21 protein-coding genes are annotated in these 17,315 nt (G+C 61.2%); 8 read left to right on the forward strand and 13 right to left on the reverse strand.

All coding sequences use genetic code 11. The features are described 5' to 3' along the window. Positions 1-43 precede the first annotated feature (43 nt). Complete coding sequence (locus HWY37_RS16990) at positions 44-2,980, reverse strand: DNA polymerase family A protein (RefSeq protein ID WP_176089207.1); 2,937 nt, start codon at positions 2,978-2,980, stop codon at positions 44-46. A gap of 114 nt (positions 2,981-3,094) precedes the next feature. Here HWY37_RS16990 and HWY37_RS34780 point away from each other — a divergent pair, with 114 nt between their 5' ends. The 5 genes from HWY37_RS34780 (at position 3,095) to HWY37_RS17010 (ending at position 7,055) form a co-directional block, all read left to right on the forward strand. Further along, positions 3,095-3,229: a hypothetical protein gene (locus tag HWY37_RS34780; RefSeq protein ID WP_281372233.1), complete on the forward strand. Its 135-nt coding sequence runs from the start codon at positions 3,095-3,097 to the stop codon at positions 3,227-3,229. A 278-nt stretch (positions 3,230-3,507) separates the two neighbouring features. Continuing rightward, a complete protein-coding gene (locus tag HWY37_RS16995; RefSeq protein ID WP_176089208.1) occupies positions 3,508-3,945 on the forward strand; it encodes a hypothetical protein in 438 nt (145 codons plus the stop codon). A 2-nt stretch (positions 3,946-3,947) separates the two neighbouring features. Further along, positions 3,948-5,291: a hypothetical protein gene (locus HWY37_RS17000; protein ID WP_176089209.1), complete on the forward strand. Its 1,344-nt coding sequence runs from the start codon at positions 3,948-3,950 to the stop codon at positions 5,289-5,291. 60 nt (positions 5,292-5,351) lie between these two features. Beyond that, on the forward strand, positions 5,352-5,801 hold the full coding sequence (locus HWY37_RS17005; RefSeq protein WP_176089210.1) for a hypothetical protein: 450 nt from the start codon (positions 5,352-5,354) through the stop codon (positions 5,799-5,801). A 99-nt stretch (positions 5,802-5,900) separates the two neighbouring features. Next, positions 5,901-7,055, forward strand: coding sequence for a DUF7146 domain-containing protein (locus HWY37_RS17010; protein ID WP_176089211.1), 1,155 nt, complete (start codon positions 5,901-5,903; stop codon positions 7,053-7,055). A gap of 80 nt (positions 7,056-7,135) precedes the next feature. Here the strand turns inward: HWY37_RS17010 and HWY37_RS17015 are convergent, their stop codons facing one another. The 6 genes from HWY37_RS17015 to HWY37_RS17040 are packed head-to-tail and all read right to left on the reverse strand — an operon-like array spanning position 7,136 to position 10,268. Beyond that, entirely contained in the window at positions 7,136-7,729 is a 594-nt protein-coding gene (locus HWY37_RS17015; protein ID WP_176089212.1) for a hypothetical protein, read from the reverse strand. An 18-nt stretch (positions 7,730-7,747) separates the two neighbouring features. Beyond that, positions 7,748-8,293, reverse strand: a complete 546-nt coding sequence (locus HWY37_RS17020; RefSeq protein ID WP_176089213.1) for a hypothetical protein — start codon at positions 8,291-8,293, stop codon at positions 7,748-7,750. Positions 8,294-8,295: 2 nt separating this feature from the next. Beyond that, positions 8,296-8,676 carry an ExbD/TolR family protein gene (locus HWY37_RS17025; protein WP_176089214.1) on the reverse strand — a complete coding sequence of 127 codons (381 nt, stop codon included), beginning with the start codon at positions 8,674-8,676 and terminating at the stop codon, positions 8,296-8,298. Between the two features lie 7 nt (positions 8,677-8,683). Further along, entirely contained in the window at positions 8,684-9,109 is a 426-nt protein-coding gene (locus HWY37_RS17030; RefSeq protein ID WP_176089215.1) for a MotA/TolQ/ExbB proton channel family protein, read from the reverse strand. Positions 9,110-9,145: 36 nt separating this feature from the next. Next, entirely contained in the window at positions 9,146-9,838 is a 693-nt protein-coding gene (locus HWY37_RS17035) for a hypothetical protein (protein ID WP_176089216.1), read from the reverse strand. After that, on the reverse strand, positions 9,825-10,268 hold the full coding sequence (locus HWY37_RS17040) for a lytic transglycosylase domain-containing protein (protein WP_176089217.1): 444 nt from the start codon (positions 10,266-10,268) through the stop codon (positions 9,825-9,827). Before HWY37_RS17040 ends, HWY37_RS17035 begins: the two co-directional genes overlap by 14 nt. Positions 10,269-10,401: 133 nt before the next feature. Between HWY37_RS17040 and HWY37_RS17045 the strand changes: the two genes are divergently transcribed. Both HWY37_RS17045 and HWY37_RS17050 read left to right on the forward strand, forming a co-directional pair. Then, positions 10,402-10,620 carry a hypothetical protein gene (locus HWY37_RS17045; RefSeq protein ID WP_176089218.1) on the forward strand — a complete coding sequence of 73 codons (219 nt, stop codon included), beginning with the start codon at positions 10,402-10,404 and terminating at the stop codon, positions 10,618-10,620. Positions 10,621-10,778: 158 nt separating this feature from the next. Then, positions 10,779-11,630 carry a 3'-5' exonuclease gene (locus tag HWY37_RS17050; RefSeq protein WP_176089219.1) on the forward strand — a complete coding sequence of 284 codons (852 nt, stop codon included), beginning with the start codon at positions 10,779-10,781 and terminating at the stop codon, positions 11,628-11,630. Between the two features lie 119 nt (positions 11,631-11,749). On the opposite strand, the gene HWY37_RS17055 is transcribed toward HWY37_RS17050, so the two are convergent. Further along, entirely contained in the window at positions 11,750-13,003 is a 1,254-nt protein-coding gene (locus HWY37_RS17055; RefSeq protein WP_176089220.1) for a hypothetical protein, read from the reverse strand. 359 nt (positions 13,004-13,362) lie between these two features. Here HWY37_RS17055 and HWY37_RS17060 point away from each other — a divergent pair, with 359 nt between their 5' ends. Then, positions 13,363-14,028 (forward strand): phosphoadenosine phosphosulfate reductase, encoded by a 666-nt coding sequence (locus tag HWY37_RS17060; protein WP_176089221.1) that lies wholly within the window; start codon positions 13,363-13,365, stop codon positions 14,026-14,028. A 3-nt stretch (positions 14,029-14,031) separates the two neighbouring features. Here the strand turns inward: HWY37_RS17060 and HWY37_RS17065 are convergent, their stop codons facing one another. The 5 genes from HWY37_RS17065 to HWY37_RS17085 form a co-directional block, all read right to left on the reverse strand. After that, a complete protein-coding gene (locus HWY37_RS17065; protein ID WP_176089222.1) occupies positions 14,032-14,928 on the reverse strand; it encodes a radical SAM protein in 897 nt (298 codons plus the stop codon). Between the two features lie 80 nt (positions 14,929-15,008). Continuing rightward, positions 15,009-15,407, reverse strand: a complete 399-nt coding sequence (locus tag HWY37_RS17070; RefSeq protein ID WP_176089223.1) for a hypothetical protein — start codon at positions 15,405-15,407, stop codon at positions 15,009-15,011. Positions 15,408-15,514: 107 nt separating this feature from the next. Continuing rightward, positions 15,515-15,949 carry a hypothetical protein gene (locus tag HWY37_RS17075; RefSeq protein WP_176089224.1) on the reverse strand — a complete coding sequence of 145 codons (435 nt, stop codon included), beginning with the start codon at positions 15,947-15,949 and terminating at the stop codon, positions 15,515-15,517. Between the two features lie 12 nt (positions 15,950-15,961). Continuing rightward, positions 15,962-16,636, reverse strand: a complete 675-nt coding sequence (locus HWY37_RS17080) for a hypothetical protein (RefSeq protein ID WP_176089225.1) — start codon at positions 16,634-16,636, stop codon at positions 15,962-15,964. A gap of 51 nt (positions 16,637-16,687) precedes the next feature. Then, the gene (locus tag HWY37_RS17085) at positions 16,688-17,113 is read right to left on the reverse strand and encodes a hypothetical protein (RefSeq protein ID WP_176089226.1); all 426 of its coding nucleotides are present in this window, start codon (positions 17,111-17,113) and stop codon (positions 16,688-16,690) included. Between the last annotated feature and the right edge of the window lie 202 nt (positions 17,114-17,315).

Below are 17,315 nucleotides of genomic sequence, written 5' to 3' on the forward strand. Positions count from 1 at the left end.
ACGAGTGATTTCCACTCGTTCGTATAGGCGCCGGGCAGTACCCTCAGTCCTTCACCCAGATCGGGCCGCACGCGGGCGACACCGCGCAAGGCACCCCGTAGGGCATCGTGAGCTTGTTGGCCTCGTCCACCATTACGTCCTCGATCACGACCAGGTCGGGCACGGCCGTAGCCTTCGGCAGCGCAAACACCTGCTCGTCATGCACCTGGTTGATCGAGCAGAAGAAGATGCGCTCGTGATCCAGCTTGAGCCGGTGATTGATGTTGCCCAGGATATCGGCGCCCGAGGATTGGTCCTGGTACGACAGTGCGGCATTCAGGCCCAGCGCCACGATCTCGCGCCCGGCCAGCGTCCTGGTCAGCCACCACCCCGTGCGAACGGCCTTCTGGTTTTCCTTGGTCTGGTCTGGCACATAGACGACACCCGCCTGCAAGCATTCGGTCCAGAGGTGCCACAGCTCCACTTCTGGGTAGGCGTCCATCCACAAGGCGCGGATGTCATGGGCCTCTTTCATGGTCCAGTGCTCGTCGTAGCCGCGGGCGGCGGCCTCCTGAAAGCCGGCATCCGCCATCCCGTACAGCAGCGACAAGTTAGCGATCTTGCCCTGTTGGCGCCGGGGGCCCAGCTCCTTCTTGAGCTTTTTTTCCAGCGACTTGCGATCGGCAACGGAAAGTCCTGAGAACTCCGCCATGGGGTCGCGGCCGACCAGCTTCATCCCCGTGAAGGTGTGGATGTCGATGTCCGCCACGAAAGCGTCACGCAAGGCCGAGTATTCCCGCTCGCCTCGGCGTGCCGCCAGCTCGAGGCACTGAGCCAGGCGCCAGCCCAGCTTGACCGACAGCATCAGTTCCTTGACTTCGCTGCGGCGCTGGAAGAACTGCTTGCGGGGAATGCGCTCCGCATCCAAGTCCGCCTTCAGGGTTTCCATGCGCTTTTCCAGGCGCTCGAGCTCCTTGCCGTACTTGGCCTTGAGCGTTGCGAGTTGGTCCACAGCGTCAGGCGTATCCAGCGCGGGGATGACAGTCTTCAACACCCCCATGACAGCGTCAGGCGGCTGGACGATGCCAGGAACCGGTACCCCATTGACGGCGGCGATCATTTCGCGCTGAGAGCGAACGCACAGCGCCGCGCCCACGCGCACGTCAAGGGCGCCGAAGTCAGATGCCACAATGACGTGGGTGAAGAGCGAATCAATGTGCTCACGGAGCGCCTTGCGCTCATCGCCGGCCATCGGCTCGAAGAGCTTGGTCGTCTTGAAGGCGTCAACGAGCCGGGCGCTATTCACAGTGACCTGGTCACCCAGGTTCACCACGGAATCCGTCAGGTCGCACAGGAAGACACGATTGTGCTCGGTCACCCGGAGGACGGTATCAGCCGATTCGCCATCCAGATTGAGCTTGCCGACATGCTCCTTCAGCTTGTCGAGTTCCTTGTCGGGCATGCCGTCCAGGAGCCTGGTGGAGTAGAACATCGCCGCCAGCCATGCGCTCATGACAGTGACCTGCTCACCAACCTCGACGATCGAGTCCATCACGTCGCACATGAAAGTACGGTTGTGCTCGGTCACCAGGATCGTGGTTTCCTCACACCCTGCTTCAGTCTCTGAAACGCAAATTGCCCGGAAAAGTTGATCGCGCGGCCACTGCTGGCAATTGGGCTCAGACGCAGCAAGACGCCCGGTGATCGGACCGTGGGAGAGGAGGGAGCGCAGTCGGCCATCCGGCCCGCGCTCGATGAACCCAGCGACTTCCAGGGCCATGGAGCTGGCCTTCTTCGAGCGGCACACGGCGACCCAGGCATTGAACAGCGGCCGAGATTCGTCGATCTGGGCGGCGCGGCAGGCGCGCAGGTCCTTTTCGCCCACCTGCGCAGAGCCTTTGGCTGCGGTCTTGCGCAGCGCGACACCACGCTCCTGGAAGGCGACTGCCAAGGTCTCCTTCAGATCATCATCCAGGCCAGCGTCCGGGTCGGACAGGCGGGCACGGTGAGCCTCGAGGCGCGGCTCAAGCGCAATGAGCTCGCTTACCTTCTCGGCCAACTCGCGGCGCTTGCGGCGCACGTAGTTGTAGGCCACGCGCGTGCTGGCGGGCATCCCGTTCTCGCGCAGATAGACCAGCTCAGGTACCTGAGGCTCGATGAGACGGACGACCGACCGTCTCGCACGATTGCCCAGGTAGGCCTGATACAGGTCGCCTTCGTCGTCGATGCCCAGGAGGTTACAGAGCACGCGATCGGCCCAGACGGCGTCGTCCATCGCGTAGTCGTAGTGCTCGAAGCCGAGCAGACCCGTCCAGTTATTCGGCTTCTGGTAGGTCTTGTCGAGGATGACGTTGAACATCGACAGCACGACGTCGGCAAGGCTGCCGCCCGAGCCGCCCTTGACCAGGGACTTCCAGGCCGCCTGCGCCTCCGGCGACAAATGGTGGATCTGCGTGCTGTCCTTCACGCCTTCCACCATCTCCGCGCGCTTGAGCACCAGGGTGGGATTGAGCGCCCGGGTCAGCAGCATGGTGTCGGCCACCATCCGAGGCATGGTGCGCCGGCCGTCGTACTTGCGTTGCCAGTACAAGTCGAACCCTGCGTTGTGGGCAACATAGAGATCGCGCGACAGGATGGCTCGACAGACCCGTTCAGTAAGGGCGGGGCCCATCTTGTCGCAGTCGAAGACGAAGTTCTTGCGCGGCCCGCGCCGTCCGTTGATGGTCGGAATACGCACCTGGAGCGTACGGGTGCGCAGAATGTTTGAGCCACCTTGCTTGATGTCGGCCGGGCTCAGCGCAACGGGCATTGATGCGTCGGTCAGTCCCGTTCCTTCGGTGTCCGTGGCCACCCAGCGCACGCCCTCGATTTCCCGAACAGCATCGATCACGTCGTCATGTTGCCAGAGGAACGGAGGCGCATTGCCGGCGGCGTCGCAGACCTCGAATCCGAAGCCTTGTTGCAAAGGAATATGAGTGGGGACGGCTTTTTTCTTGGCCACGGGAGACGGCTTTCTTGAGAAACAGGGATTGGTGCTTGATCCGTAGTATACCGTTCTAGTAGCTTTATGCCTACTTACACGCTATACTGAGGACACCTTGAAAGGAGATTGCCTATGAAATACACGCTTGCCCGCCGCTTCGCGGACGATGACGGCATCTATGCACCTGCCGCGGAAGCGGACGGCATTGCCCTGGTCGCCGGAGACCCCGACGGCTATGCGGGCCCCCACAGCACCGAAACCTTCTGACGCACTGATCTAGCGCCCTGCTTGAAAGGAATCCATGAAGAAGACCTGGTTCGATGTTCGCCCCATGGCGTCGGCTGCCCCCGGCAGCGGTGACGGCTTTGCCGCCACGCCCCAGGATGTGCGCCCCATGGCGGGCGGCGGCTCCGGCTGCTGACCCTTCCAACCCACCTGCGAGAAGCGCCGCTCTATGAGCGGCGTTCCTGTTTCCGCCTCATAGGGCCTAGCAGACCACCTCGCACCTATACCCAAGCAGGTAACAACTTTTCATGGAGGACATCATGCAAGCAACTGAACTGACTACTAACGAGGCTTCGATCACGTTTCTGAACATGACCGGAGACATCACCATTGCCTGGGATGACACCAACCGCGAGCAGATGCTTGCGCTGGTCCAGGAAAAAATGGCCAAGGGATATTCCTTTTTCATCGTGCAACCGCGCTTTCTCGGGTTGTTTGGTACCAAGAAGGTGCCCCTCGAGAACATCGACCAGGCCCGCAGGGCCGGGGCTGTCGTTGTCGAGGATGCCGAGGCGCTGGCCATGCTGAAGAAGGCCAAGCTGGATGATTCAATCCTCGAGCAAGCGGTCGCCGACGGGTCGGCAAAGCTGGTTCGCGGTGGTCGGACTTCGCACATCCAAACAAAGGGCCGTGCCGTGACCGCCGAGGAGGTCGTCCGTCACCAAACCGTGGCTGTACGCCCAATCGTAGGAGGCTGATCATGCCCGGCGATCTGGTTATCGACCCTCAGGACGCGATCCAGAGGCTGGCTGAACGCGGGGTGGATGTAACTCCGCCCCCGCACGCCTTCTTCGATCGCGACCCGGAATTGATGTACTGCCTGGACTGCGCTGTCGAGTTGGGTGAAATCTCGCCCCTTGAACGCCTGGTGTTTTCCTATGAGACCGACGCAGCCCAAAAGCTGTATCAACGCCGGCGTCAGCACCCTGACGACTGGTCCGCTCATTGGCTTCGAAACACCGCCAGGTCCTTCCTGGACGGTCTAACGCTACCAGAGCGTTACGTCGTAGCGTTGCGCGGTATCCGTGATCTGGAGTACGGGGCCAAGGCGCTCTCTGAGCGGATGGAGTTCTTCGTTGAGACCAAGGCGCGGGTTGACTTCGGTATGCAGGAGGACTTCTCCCGGCTGATCCAGGACCACGACCCCGAATTGGCCAACGCCGTCCCTCCCAAGGTGTTCGACACGGTGGAGGATGTGAACAGGACGAAGGTGCAAGCCTTCATCAATCCCTTGTTCGCATCTGCCATCGCCCGGCTCGAAGAGGACATCCGGCTGACCAGAGATGCGCTCGTCTGGCTTGCGGAACCTGGCAACAAGGAAGCGGCGCGAGAAATCGCTGCCCGCGTTCTACGGGTTCCTGCTGAGCCGCCGATTCGTATCGCGGTGGAGCACCTGGTGGACACCGGCGGTGTGGCTGCGGCAAAGCGAAAGCAGCTGCGGTCTGCCAAAGGCGCCATCAAGAAGGCGATCAAGCTCCTGACGCGCTTCGGCGCCGAGGACAACGCTCGCCTCCTGGTAAGCGGAGAACAGGTCGTGATCTCGCATCCTGACTCGTACTTCCAGTTCCGATTGCAGGCACACAAAGGCCAGGGGTGGCTCGTGCAGCGCACGGTCTTTCCCGGATCCCATGTGCCTTACCAGTTGACGTTGGAGACGAAGAAGGGCGAGAGGTTGGCTCAGCTGTGCGTTTTGTTCGACAAGACGCCTGTGCTGGACCAGTTGCTGGCGCTGACGATGTATGTACAGACCGGCAATGAGCTGGAACTGCTGGAAAAGGCGAACTGGTATGGAATCGCGGACGTCGACCGGGTGTGCGAGCACCTGGATGGCCATGCGCCCGAATTGATTCGCAAGGTCCGCATGCCCATCGGCGAACGCATTGACCAGGCCATCAACCTCAAGCATCCAAATCTCGAGTTCTGGCGCCCCTACACGGGTCCGGTTCGCAGCTGGATTGGTGAGGCCTTTCTGCCGGCGCGCGAGATGCTGGAACGCATACGGCTTTCCCTTAACCACTCGGACGCGCGGTGGGCACTGGCCTGAGCGTGTATGACCGTCTGCCGTCGGACATTCGGGTCTGACGGTGCCACTAAAGGAACAATTATGGACCAACTACTCGAAGGCGCTCAGTTGAAGACAGACGAGATCTTCGAACTGTCCGCTCCTTACGACAACGAGCATCAGGGCCGGGCGCGCCGCGTTGTGTTCTGCTGCACCGCAGGCCTGTTGCGCAGCCCCACAGCCGCACAACTGGCGGCAACCCACTTTGGCATGAACACCCGCTGCGCTGGGGTCCACGAACGAGCACTCCAGCGCTTGAGCGTGAATCTCATTGAGTGGGCCTACCAGATCGTATTTGTTAATAGCGACAACTACGAGACGGCTCTTCAGACGTTCTCCAACTCGGATTCGGAATGGCAGCTGCGCCGCAAGGCGATCGTCTGGAATTTGAAGGACGTGCACGACTACATGGCCCCGGCCTTGACCAAGGAGCTGATGCCGCTGCTTGAGCAGCTCAACAGCATGCCCCGGTACTGCCGGATGCCTACCTGAGGACAACACCTCTCCACGCCTGGCCTGGTTCGCGTTTGCGACCTATGCCAGGCCTTTTTCCTATACGTGGAGAGTTTCACTATTTATCGAGAGGATCATATGGCAAAACGTAAAGTTACAGCGGCGAGTGTCCGTCGAGATGCAACGGGCCGGTGGCTGGCCATATTCCAGTACATGTGTCCTGGTATGTTCGACGAAGCCATTCGGAATCTTGGCGATCATGTCACATGTCCGTTTCACGGTGGTGAGGACGATTTCCGCTTCGTAGCGGTATCCACTAAGAAGGGACTGTCTACCGATGCCTGTGGCGTTGCCATGTGCACATGCGGTGTGTTCAGCGATGGCTTGAACGTTCTGGAGCGGGCGCTTAATTGCTCCTTCTCCGAGATCCTCAAGGAAGTGGATGAGTACCTCAACGGTCCGAACGTGGATACGGGCGTGCCCAGCGCACCGAAGTCATTGCCTATGAGAGCACCCGTTCCACTGGTCGAGCCCAAACCTCGAACATCTGACGAAGATCTCATGCAAAAGCGTCGTGCTCTTTGGAATCCGGCCCCGGTCTACGATCCCGTCACGACTCCCTACTATGGTTGCCGAGGTATCCGTCTGGACGTCTTGCGCAAGCTGCAAAGCCTGCGCGTGACACCTGGCTTGGCCTACTACCAGAAGGTAAAGGGTGAGGTCGACGATCGAGGCCGACCGAAGATTGAGAAGGTTGGCGTCTTCCCGGCGATCCTGGGCTTGATGCGCGATGCTGAAGACCATCCTGTGGCCATCCACCGGACATGGTTGAATCAAGAGCGTACAGGCAAGGCTCCCGTCAAGAAGGCCAAGAAGCTGTCTGAGACCAACGATGCACGCGGCGGAGCAGTCCGTCTGTTCGATGCTACTGGCTGTGAAGACCTCGGTCTCACGGAGGGCATCGAAACTGGCATCTCGAGCTTCCAACTCGCGATGGACGGTTACTTCGAAGGCCTTGGCGAGCTTCCCGTTTGGGCCTGCTATTCCAAGGACAACATGAAGAACTTCGTCGTGCCGGCCGCGCTCCTGCCTACACTCAAGCGCATCGTCATCTTCGCGGACAACGATGCCAAGGGTGCAGGCTTGCAGGCTGCCGAGAAGACGCGGGAACTGTTGCTTGAGCGCTATCCGCACCTCGTCATCGAGATTCGCATGCCTACGCAGGTGGGCGCGGACTGGAACGACGTGGTCATGGACATGCTGGAACCCCAGGCAACCGCACTTTGTGCTTGATGCCAAACTCAAACGCCCTAGCGATGCTAGGGCGTTTTTCTATGGGAAAAGGGTAGCGGCCAGTCGGGAGCGGTCCCTGGCTACTTGCCCTTTTTCATCTCGGCCTCGATCTTCTTGCGGTCGTTCATTTGCTTCTGGGCCAGCCCTTCGGCATTGACCTCGCAGGCATTGCGCACACTCTGTGGGATTTTCTCGACCACTTCGAGGCCCTTCTTGGGATTCACCAGGTCAGTATCCGGTACTTCCTTCATCAGGCAGTCGCAGTAGTTGGCCGCGGTGAGGTAGCCCTTGCCCGCCAGCGCCTCGAGCTCGAACGAGCTCATCTTCCAGATCCTGTTGGCTTCGATCATCCGGCCAGCGACCTCGCGCGCCTCTGCGGGGTATTCCTTCTTGAGGTTCAGTTGCACCTGTTTCGTGGCGTTCAGCACGGCGCCGCGCGTGCAAGCCTCCGCGTAGCTCGCCCGCAGGAACCGCAGCATGTCGGGCTCGTTCAGGTACTTCTGCTGGACGAGGGGGTCATCCAGGCGCAGATTGCGGATCTTGCTCGGCTCACGCGCCGACTCCTGACCGAGACCGACAAGGGTGCCGGCCGACTTTGCGGTCTGGGCATGGGCGATGCCGGCGGACATGGCGGCCGCGATGGCGAAGGAGATGATGGAAATTGTCTTTTTCATAGGAAGCCTTTCTGTCAATCAGGTGCGCGACAGGTGAACCACGGCGGCGTCGAAAACCCGCCACACGATGTGATGGGCCTGCTCGAACGATCGTGGGTCCGTATAGAGCTCGGGCATGATGATCTGCCAACGGCAGTAGTGCCGCCGGTGGCCATGTTGGTCATCGGCGGCCTCCAGCTTGGTTTGATGCCCTGTACCGATGCCAAGGTCGCGTAGCGAGGCCTGCACGAGGCTGAAGGGGTCTTGACCCGCCGACAAGGGTGTCTTCGGTACCAGGCTCAGGGTGATCACGAGCAGGTGACCAGGCTGATCGACGGTCAATCGGAACGGCCTCGAACTGGGGTCCTCCTTGAGCACCAGGTATCCCCGGGTTTCGTTCATGACCCAGTCCTGGCCCTTGATGCGTCGTGCAGCATGGTTCCAGAGGGGTTCATCCAGGTCACCGGCTTCGGGACGTTGCTCGGCGCCCAGGTACATCTTCAGCGCGCCAAAGAAGGCCTCGCGTGCTGCGATCATCCGTTTGCGGGCGTCGAGATAGTCCGAGAGCTTGGTCAGTTCGGCCATGGTCAGTCTTTCACTCCGAACTGGATGTTGTGGATGTCGTTCGCGGCCAGCTTGTCCATCACGCCGGTGACCGCCATGAAAGCGGCCCCCTTGTCGGCGAAGATCCGGGCGACGGTCGCGCCACGCATCCGTGGCATCACCGTCGACCAGTCGGTCACCACCACGCCTTCATGCCAGACAGAGCCGTCCAGCTTGATCTCGAAGGTAATCGCCGTGTCCTGCGTCATCACGGCGCCGGAGGCGGTCGTCGGCAGGTCCACGTTGATCGACTTGGCCATGAACGGGGTCAGCAGCAGGAGCACCGCCACCAGCACCAGCAGCACATCGAGCAGCGGGATCACATTGATCTCCGCCCCTTGGGATTTCAGGAAGTCCTTGCGCATGTCGGCCTCACTTGGCGGAGTCTTGCGCGCTGGCGCTGACCGCATCGGCGGCGTGCGGCGACTGGTGAGGCTCTTCGTCCGGGACCAGGGCGATCAGCACGCGGTGCATGATCAGGGCAGGGATGGCGCTTCCCAGGCCCCAGAGGGTGGCATACAGCGCTTCGCCGATCGGCTGGGCGATGGCCGCGACGTTGAGGTTGCCGGCGCCGATGCCGCCAAGCGCACCGATGATGTGCCAGACCGTCCCGAACAGACCGATGTAGGGCGCAGTCGACGCGATCAGCGCCAGGCCCACCAGGGGCATCTTCATTGCAACCTCGGGGCGGATCAGGCCGCGGCGGACCTGGAAGACCAGGAAGAGCCCGGCGACGCCCAGCATGACGACAAGAGCCAGCAGGCCGTAGAGGACGAATTGAACGATTTGACCAATCATGTGGAACTCCGATGTGATGTGACGTGGGTACGAGGGTTACGGGAGGAAGTCGTTGGTGCCATAGTCGATGACCATGTCGACCTGCCATGTGGGCACATCGCCGGCAATTCGCAGCAGGTTCTCGGTGGCGTAAGTGCGGGAGGCCATGGCCTTGAGGATCAGGCCGTCGCGCATAGGCTCGCCACCGCTGCGCACGATGCCGGACCGGGTGACCTTGCCCTCTTTGTTGACCAGAAGCCGGATGAACACCTGGCGCGGCTTGATTGCGAACGGATCCTGGACGCCATCACCGATCGGAGCATCCTCTGCCATGAGCTTGCCGCCAGGCATCGACACGCGGGCTGGCGGCAGAACCTCAACGGGCTTTACCACCGGAGCCGGGGAAGGCGCGGTCGATTGGGCCGCCTTTTTTGCTTCGGGCAAGCTGGTCTCCCGCTCAGCCACGACCACGGGGGCGTCCTTGGGCGGCTTGGGCAGCGTCACCGTCGCCTCCACCACCTGGTCCGCATTCTCTGGAGCCGTCTGGGCGGCTTGCTTGGGGCCCGCCAGGACCGCCACTGAGAAGCGAGCTTGCGTCAGGCTGGGTGGAATAGGCTGACCAGGCATGGACCACTGCCAGAGCGCGGCCATGAGCACGATAGCGGCGCCAATCGCGCCTCCACCATAGGCACGGGCGTACAGGCCTGCCACACGAGCACGGGAAAGGGCCACCGGGTTACTTTGGCGCATTGCCGTTCCATTTGTAGTAGATGTCGCGCCAGTGCTGAATCACCTTGCGCGCGTACCGCGAACCAGCTTCCAGCCGGGTCGGCGTATCAATCGAACCGACGTTGTATCGGGCGATGGCATCCGGCCAGTTCTTCTCGCGGATCTTGTAGTAGGCCAGCACGTAGGCGCCGGCCGTGGCGTTGGCGCAGGCGTCGTGCTGAAGGGCATTTGCGTCGTAGCCCCACTTCGACAGGTGCGAAATCCACTTATCGGAGATCTGGTAGGGCCCGAAGTACGTCCCATGGCTGCGCGGATAGGCAACGCCGACCTTGCCGCCTTCTTGACGCAGCACAGCAACCATCAGTTCGGGAGGTACCGAGTAATGGTTCGACGCCTGGATGATGCAGGCAGCAGGAATGTCAGGCGGAAGTTCCGCGGTAAGCCAAAACATGGATTTTGTGCAAGGCCGGCACGCGCTAGGACGCATCCGAGAATTTGCTAAAGTAGACCTAGTATATCGCTATACGGAGCTTTTGCCAATGCGCTATACAAACACAGGTACAACTTCACCAAGAGGAAACATCATGGCAACTATGGCAACCGGATCTTCTCGCTTCACGGGGCAGGCATATCAACTGTGCAGCCGCAACCGCCTGCCAAACGGAAGCTACGTGGCTGTGAACGGTCCCTGGGACACCTATGGCGTCGTCACCAGCTCCAAGCAGCAAGAAGATGGTCAGTGGCTCAACCAGATCCGCGGTGTAAAGAAGCGCGCAAGGGAAAAACCCGTCGCGCAATTCTGACATCCGCCCTCAACGCCGTGCTTGCACGGCGTTTTCTTATTGGCCAGTGCCGGAGCCGTGATGCGCCCGGGCTGGGCCAGCGCTGACCCGCGACGTGCGACGGCGTCGATGAGCTCCTGAGCCTATACGCAGCAGGTATCTAACAATTGGAGGACATTATGCAAACCTATCCACACGCAACTGCCTTGGCCAAGCGCCTGAACAAGACGCTGATCGGCTTCGATCTGGAACACACCGGCGGCAAAGGCCGTGGCATCACCGAGTTCGGCGCTACCGGGGTGACACCCGACGGCCACGTCCTCGAGTACGTCTCCCTGGTCAAGCCGCGAACCGAGTGCGAGTTCATGCCTTTCGTATGCCGGCTCACTGGTATCTGGCCTGAGACAGTCGAGCAAGCACCCGCCTGGGGTACCGTACTCGAACAGTTCGTTCTGCCAAACAAGGACGCGATCTGGTGCGGCTTCAACAGCCGATCGTCTGACATGCCCATCGTGCGCAAGGAAAGCGCGGTCGCCGGAGTTGACGCATCTGTCCTGCTCCATCTGGATCTCATGCGCGTTAGCAGCGATATGAAGGGCAGCCTGACCGAACGAGTCTCCATGCTCTGGCCGGACGTGAAAGTCTCTGGCGCCCACCGGGCGTTGGCAGATTCCCGTTTCACCATGCTGCTGCTGGAAGGCCTGCTGACGCAAGGCGAGCCGCTCGGCGACAAGATCGTCGGTGGCCAGCTCTGTCTCACGCAGAACGTCCAGGACGCCGAAGCATCGAAGCCCGCCCGCCGCACTGGTCAGCCATTCGATCCGTCATTCCTGGTGAAGGACGGTCGCGAACGGCAGGGTGAGCCTTGGACCGACTCGGAGAAGATCTGGGTCGCCTCCCAGTTCAAGAAAGGGAAAACCCCAGTCGAGTTGGGCAAGGCGAATGGTCGGACAGCCTACGCCGTGGCCTATCGCCTGTATTCTGAAAACCTGATCGACAAGCTGACGCGGGACTCCTTCCGCAACGCATGAAGACCGGCATCGAACCATCCTTAACTCAGGCCCCGCTTTGCGGGGTCTATTCACGTCCGGCGCGCGATTAAACGGAAAACGCCACCCATGCAAGGAGGGTGGCGCGGAGTGGCTAGGGATTAGCCTTCAATGACCTTGATGCCAGTGGCCTTCAGATCAAACACAAACACGCTGAAGACGACCTTGCGGGTATCCCCAGCATCCCCCTCCTGACGAAGAAAGACAGGCTTTTGCCACATCCCCGTCTGGACAGAATGCTCGGCCCCGCTGTGAGATTCCACGATATCGTCACCGAAATCATAGGTCTCGAAGGCCAGTTCGGCCGCACGGCAGAACATCTTCTCGTAGGAGCGAAGCAGGAAGGACCGCAGGTCGGCCTCCGACCAGTGCGCGGTTTCCAGCGGTTCCAGGTGCAGATCCTTCTGCGCAGCCTTGACCAGGTCCTCCAAGTCGTGTCGCGCCAGGCGCGCCAGCTCGTAGGAGTAGAGGGCATACGTCTCGGTGTTGACCACCGGTACGGAGTCCTTCATCCAGCAGTCGGCACAGCGGCCATCGTGGCCATCATGAGCCCCACGCACCTTGCCGCAATCAACGCAATGCGATGAATGTCCAGATACGGCGGCGGCCGGCACCGGAACCTCATCGATGTCGCAATCGAAGCCGGCGTCTGCACTCTCCTCCTCGGCCGCTTTCTTGGCGTATGAAGCAAAAGTGGTCATCAGCCAGTTGTCTCGCAGAAAGCCCAGAAGATGCACGATTTGGCTGTCTTCGTTCCAGCCAGACTCCGTGCACAGTTGCGTCCAGAGCTGTTCAGCCTCCTGTTCGGATTCCGACGTTACAGGAGTCCGACTGGCGCGCTTCTCAGCTTCTTCGACGATCAGCCGCCAAGCCTCATGTGCCATTTCGAGATCGGATTCATCAGGATCGCGCTGAACCAGCACGGCTTCAGCGAACGCTTTGTCGAGTGTGCGCGGAATGTGCAATGCGAGTGGATAGGCCAGTTGCTTGCGCGCCTCCGCAATAGCCTGGCGGATGAACCGCGCAGCTACCGTGGTTGAGCTATCAATCAGCACATCGATACCTTGCTCGATAGCAGGACCCACGTTGACGGTCTTTTCGTATCCCGATTCAAGACCATCAGCCAGGGCGGAGAGGTCATCCAGGTCCATACCGAGCAGCTCGTGCCGGCCGGGCTTGAGGATCAGAGATGCCAGTACAGCGCGCAGCGCGTGCTGGTTCCGGTAACCCTCTTCGGCGGCGACCAGCTCGTAGGCTTGGTCAATGACCATAGGTTGTCCACCTTTGGTGAAGCCCAGGGCATTCAGGCGGTTGGCGATGCGCTGAGCGCGAGCCTTCAGTTCATTTGCGTTCATGTCTATGTCCTTTCAACGGCAGAGCCGCGGTAGTGGGAGGCTGCGTTGCCAACAGGGCTCTGCGCTATGTCAGAACAAGTTGGATGGTTTGACCTACAGGGTTGAATGACTCTCCATGCACCGGATGGTGCGCAGCCAGGAGCGTCTGAGAGGTATAGGCGTAATGCCGTCGGCACAGTAGTCCGATATGCTGTTTGTCGATATACTGGCAGTAATTAAAGAGGTATTTGACTATGAATTGTGATTTCGGAGTGCCGTCTGGCGCGCGGCCACCTGTCGTCGTCGCATATGGGGTTGGTATCGACAGCACCGCAGTGCTCGTGGGAATGCAGCAGCGCGGTGAACGGCCGGATCTGATCTTGTTCGCCGACACGGGCGACGAGAAGCAGGCCACCTACGACTACCTCCCGGTGATCAACGCGTGGCTGCGGAAGGTTGGCTTCCCAGAGGTCACCGTCGTCAAGAATCTTCGGCCGAAGTCTGGCGACAAGTCGCTGTCCGAATCCTGCCTTCGCCTGGGCACGCTGCCGGCGCTGGCCTACGGCATGCACCAGTGCTCCCTGGTGTGGAAGCGCGATCCACAGCACAAGTTCATCAAGGCCTGGCAGCCGGCGATCGACGCCTGGGCGGCAGGCATGAAGGTTGTCACCTGCATCGGCTACGACGCGGGCCCGCGGGACTCGTGCCGCCAGTACAAGGCGGAGGGAAAGGAGTCACCGGGCTTCACCAACCGGTTCCCGCTGATCGAGTGGGGCTGGGATCGGGAGCGCTGCGAGGCTGAGATCGCGGCCGCCGGACTACCCGCTCCAGTCAAGAGCGCCTGCTTTCACTGCCCTGCGAGCAAGAAGCACGAGATCGTCTGGCTGCGCCGCAACGAGCCGGAGAAGTACCAGCGCGCGCTGGACATGGAGGTGGGCGCGAAGCCCTATCATGACCGTCGCCGCGCGGAAGGCAAGCGCGCCGCCGAAGGTCTGGGCCGGCGCTTCTCCTGGGCGACGGTCCCGGACGAGGCCCAGGCCGCCTAACGGCTACGCCGCCAGGCCCTGCGGCGTCACGAACATGCCGCAGCTGGCCGCCACGTCGAATCCGACACGCGGCACGATGCGCGAGCACGGATGGGCAAGACGGGCTTGGATGCGATCGAAGTTTGCTTGGATGACGGCGTCAGGACTCTCCCGGCCCTGGGCGGCAGAGTAGGGGTTGTAGCGGACCAGGTTGAACTTGGCGCGAAGACCATGTTGCTCGATGGCGTCCAGCATGGCATCCACCTGCGCTGGCGAATCATTCTGCCCTTCGATGAAGGCGCCATGGATCACCACGAGCTGGCCCGTAATGTCTTGCCAGCGCCGCAACATTGCCAGGGCCTGGTCCACCGGCAGGCTCTTTGGGAGCCAGCGTTTGCGAAATGCGGGGTCCACGCTGTACAGAGAGTAGTACAGCACCTGGTCGTGCGCGGCGCACGCCAGCTTGTCCAGCGCCTCGGGGCTCTCCAGCGAATCAGGCAGGATCGAGGAGATGTTGAACGTCGCCGCCAGGCCACGCCGGTCAGCAAGCTCCGAAAGACTATCAAAGAGCGCGGACGCCCGGGCCAGCAACATGGGATTGGCCAAGGGTTCGCCCCTGGCCATGAAATTGAAGTTCACACGGCTGGCGCGGCCGCCGAGCTGGATTCCATCCGCGTCATAGTACGCCAGCACCTGCTGGGCCTGGTGGACATAGTCCTCGAACGTCGCCGGCACGAAATCAGTCTGGCCCGTTTGCGTCAGATGGCAGAACCGACAGGCCTTGTTGCAGCCGGTATGCGAGGACAGGTAAGCGATGAAATAGTCCCGCTCACGTCGCACGTAGCGCGCCTCCATCATGTCGGAACGAACGAAGTTGACCGATTGGTCTTGTTGCGAGCGCAAGATGGTGATGATCGACATAGGACTACTGCCGGAAAAGCGTAAGGGGAGGAAAAGCAAAGAGCCTGCGCTCAGCAGGCTCTTTCCGGGCACAGCGGCTATCAGGCCGCAGCGGCTTCGGGGACCGGGACCGCGGTCGCTTCGGCGGCGTCGCCGTCGGCCTGCGGCAGGTCTTCTTGCTCGTCGTTCACGACTTGCAGGCGGTCAGCGACCAGCTCGTTGGTCACGTAGCCGTCGGAGCCGATGAGGGTCTTCAGGACGCCCTGCACGTGGCCGGTGACGTCGACCACTTCGCCGACCTTCAGGCTGTTCTTGCAGCGCTCGTAGACGAACGGGGGGACGCGGATCAGCGCGATGTTGAGGAATTGCACAGGCTGCTCGGTGCGCTGGCGGTTCGGGCCGTACTGGACCATGATCACCGCAGCAGGCCCCTTCTTGGTCGGCTTGTTGTTCACGTCCACGCGCTTGACTTCGCCGGACATCACGAAAGTATTGATCATCTAAAACTCCTAAATCGATGGGGGCTCACTATTCGCCCGGACATTCACCACAGGGTCGGTATTCCTCGATTGCCTGCCGGTGAGTGCTACCGGGCACTACGCCTACTTCACTTCCCAAGAATGCTCAGCGGATTCTGTGCATCGTTGGAGAGCAAGACTGTCGTCGTAGCGTATAGCGCAGAACAGGCGGCATGCCCACCATGTTTCTTGACAAATTTTTCAGCAGTCAGGCATTGAGCCTTCAGTTGCCGGCATTCCCTCCCCTTTTGGGTCGTGCAGGTCGGGGCCTTCACCTGCAAAACACGCCATGCAGGCCCTTCTGCGGACGCCAGGAGGTCCTTAGCCCCCTTCGTCGTACGCTCGATGACCCGTACCTTGTTACCGGTCAGGCGCGCAGAGGTGGCGAACTTTGCAGTCGGGTCCGCCGGCGGCACTGCGGCACCTGGCATCGGCGCCAGCGAGATGACGGGCTGTGCTTGCGCCATCAGGCTGACCAGGCCGAGGGCTGCCGCGAGCAGCCCCTTACGGAGGAAGAGATTCATGGACGGAGCCCTTTACGACTTTTTGATTTGAGAGAGGGTCTGGACGACGACCCGCACGAGGGATCCCGGGTCATTGGCGTCTTGCGGGGAGACCATGTGAACAATGTCTCCTCCCTTGATCCACAGGAACACGGGGACCTCCTGCGCGCCGGACATGTCCAGCAGGCGGCCGGCCTTGGCATCCGACAACAGTACGGCTTCCGTCACCGCACGTTCGGCGATTGGCACAAGGCTGAAGTTCCTGTATAGCGCCTGGCCGCGCTGCGGGATTGCGCGCCGCTCCAGGTAGGCCAGGGTCTGCTCGAGGTTTTCAAAGGCCATGCCTTCGCGCTGGATACCCTCGAAAATCGCATTGCGCACCAGACCTTCGGCCTCGGGGAACACGTCGCGGGTCGCGTAGTAAACCCGCACAGGCCAAAGTGATTGCCGTTCCCAGGCCACAGGTGCGACCCGGAAGTCGATGCCCGCTTCGCCGGCCGCCACGCGGATTCGATCCACATGGTCATTCACGGTCCGACAGCGGCTGCAATGGAAGTTGATCAGCTCAAGCAGCACCACGTTCGTGGGGCTCGGCGCCTGGCCAGGAGATGACCCATAGCGGGTCTGGGCACCAGCCAGGGCTGGGAGTCCGATACTGAGGGCAGCGCCCAGCTGCCCGGTGCGGGTGAGAAAAAGGCGACGATTCATGAGTGCGTCCGAGGAAGCGGCTGCGCGGCAAATGGCCACCGCGCGCCTGGGTTACTTGCCGGCCTTTTCTGCCGCCGTGGAATCCTGCTTGCGAGGGTCCTTCGGCACCGCTGCGCCAGGAATTTCGCCTGTCGACGGATCCCGATCCGGCCCGGCGTCGCTGTCCTTGTCCGGGCTCTCGAGAACCTTCACGTCCTCGTCGGTGACCTTGACACGACCTTCGGACACCGCCTTGTTGTAGTCGTCCTGGTAGAAGAGACGCCAGATCAGGTACTGACAGCTGTAGTTGAGCTTGTCGCTCCAGCGGGCCGCGGTAGTCGTGTGCTTGTCCACCGAGAGCGCGGTGGTGGACGTGGCGAGATTGCCGACCCAGTGGATCGGCTGGCAGGTCCGGGCAATCCGGTCTTGCGGCAATGGCGCGATGATGATCCAGAAGATGAAGCCGAGGACTGGGATCCCCAGCAGGATTTCCTTCATCTGCATATTTTTCTAGCTCACGGCGTATGTACGCACCAGGCAGCCGGCCTGGAAAGCCGAACATGCTGGACGAGGTTGATGACGGTCCGGATCGCTGTTATGCGGCCCAGTTAGAGCGTAGTATAGCGGTTTTCATACTTTCTGCCTACTTCGGCGCTATACCAAGACGGACACATTCGAAGGAGGGCTGCCACATCAGCGC

The sequence above is a fragment of the Achromobacter anxifer genome (genome assembly GCF_903652925.1).
In the GTDB taxonomy this organism is placed as follows: Bacteria; Pseudomonadota; Gammaproteobacteria; order Burkholderiales; family Burkholderiaceae_B; genus Achromobacter; species Achromobacter anxifer.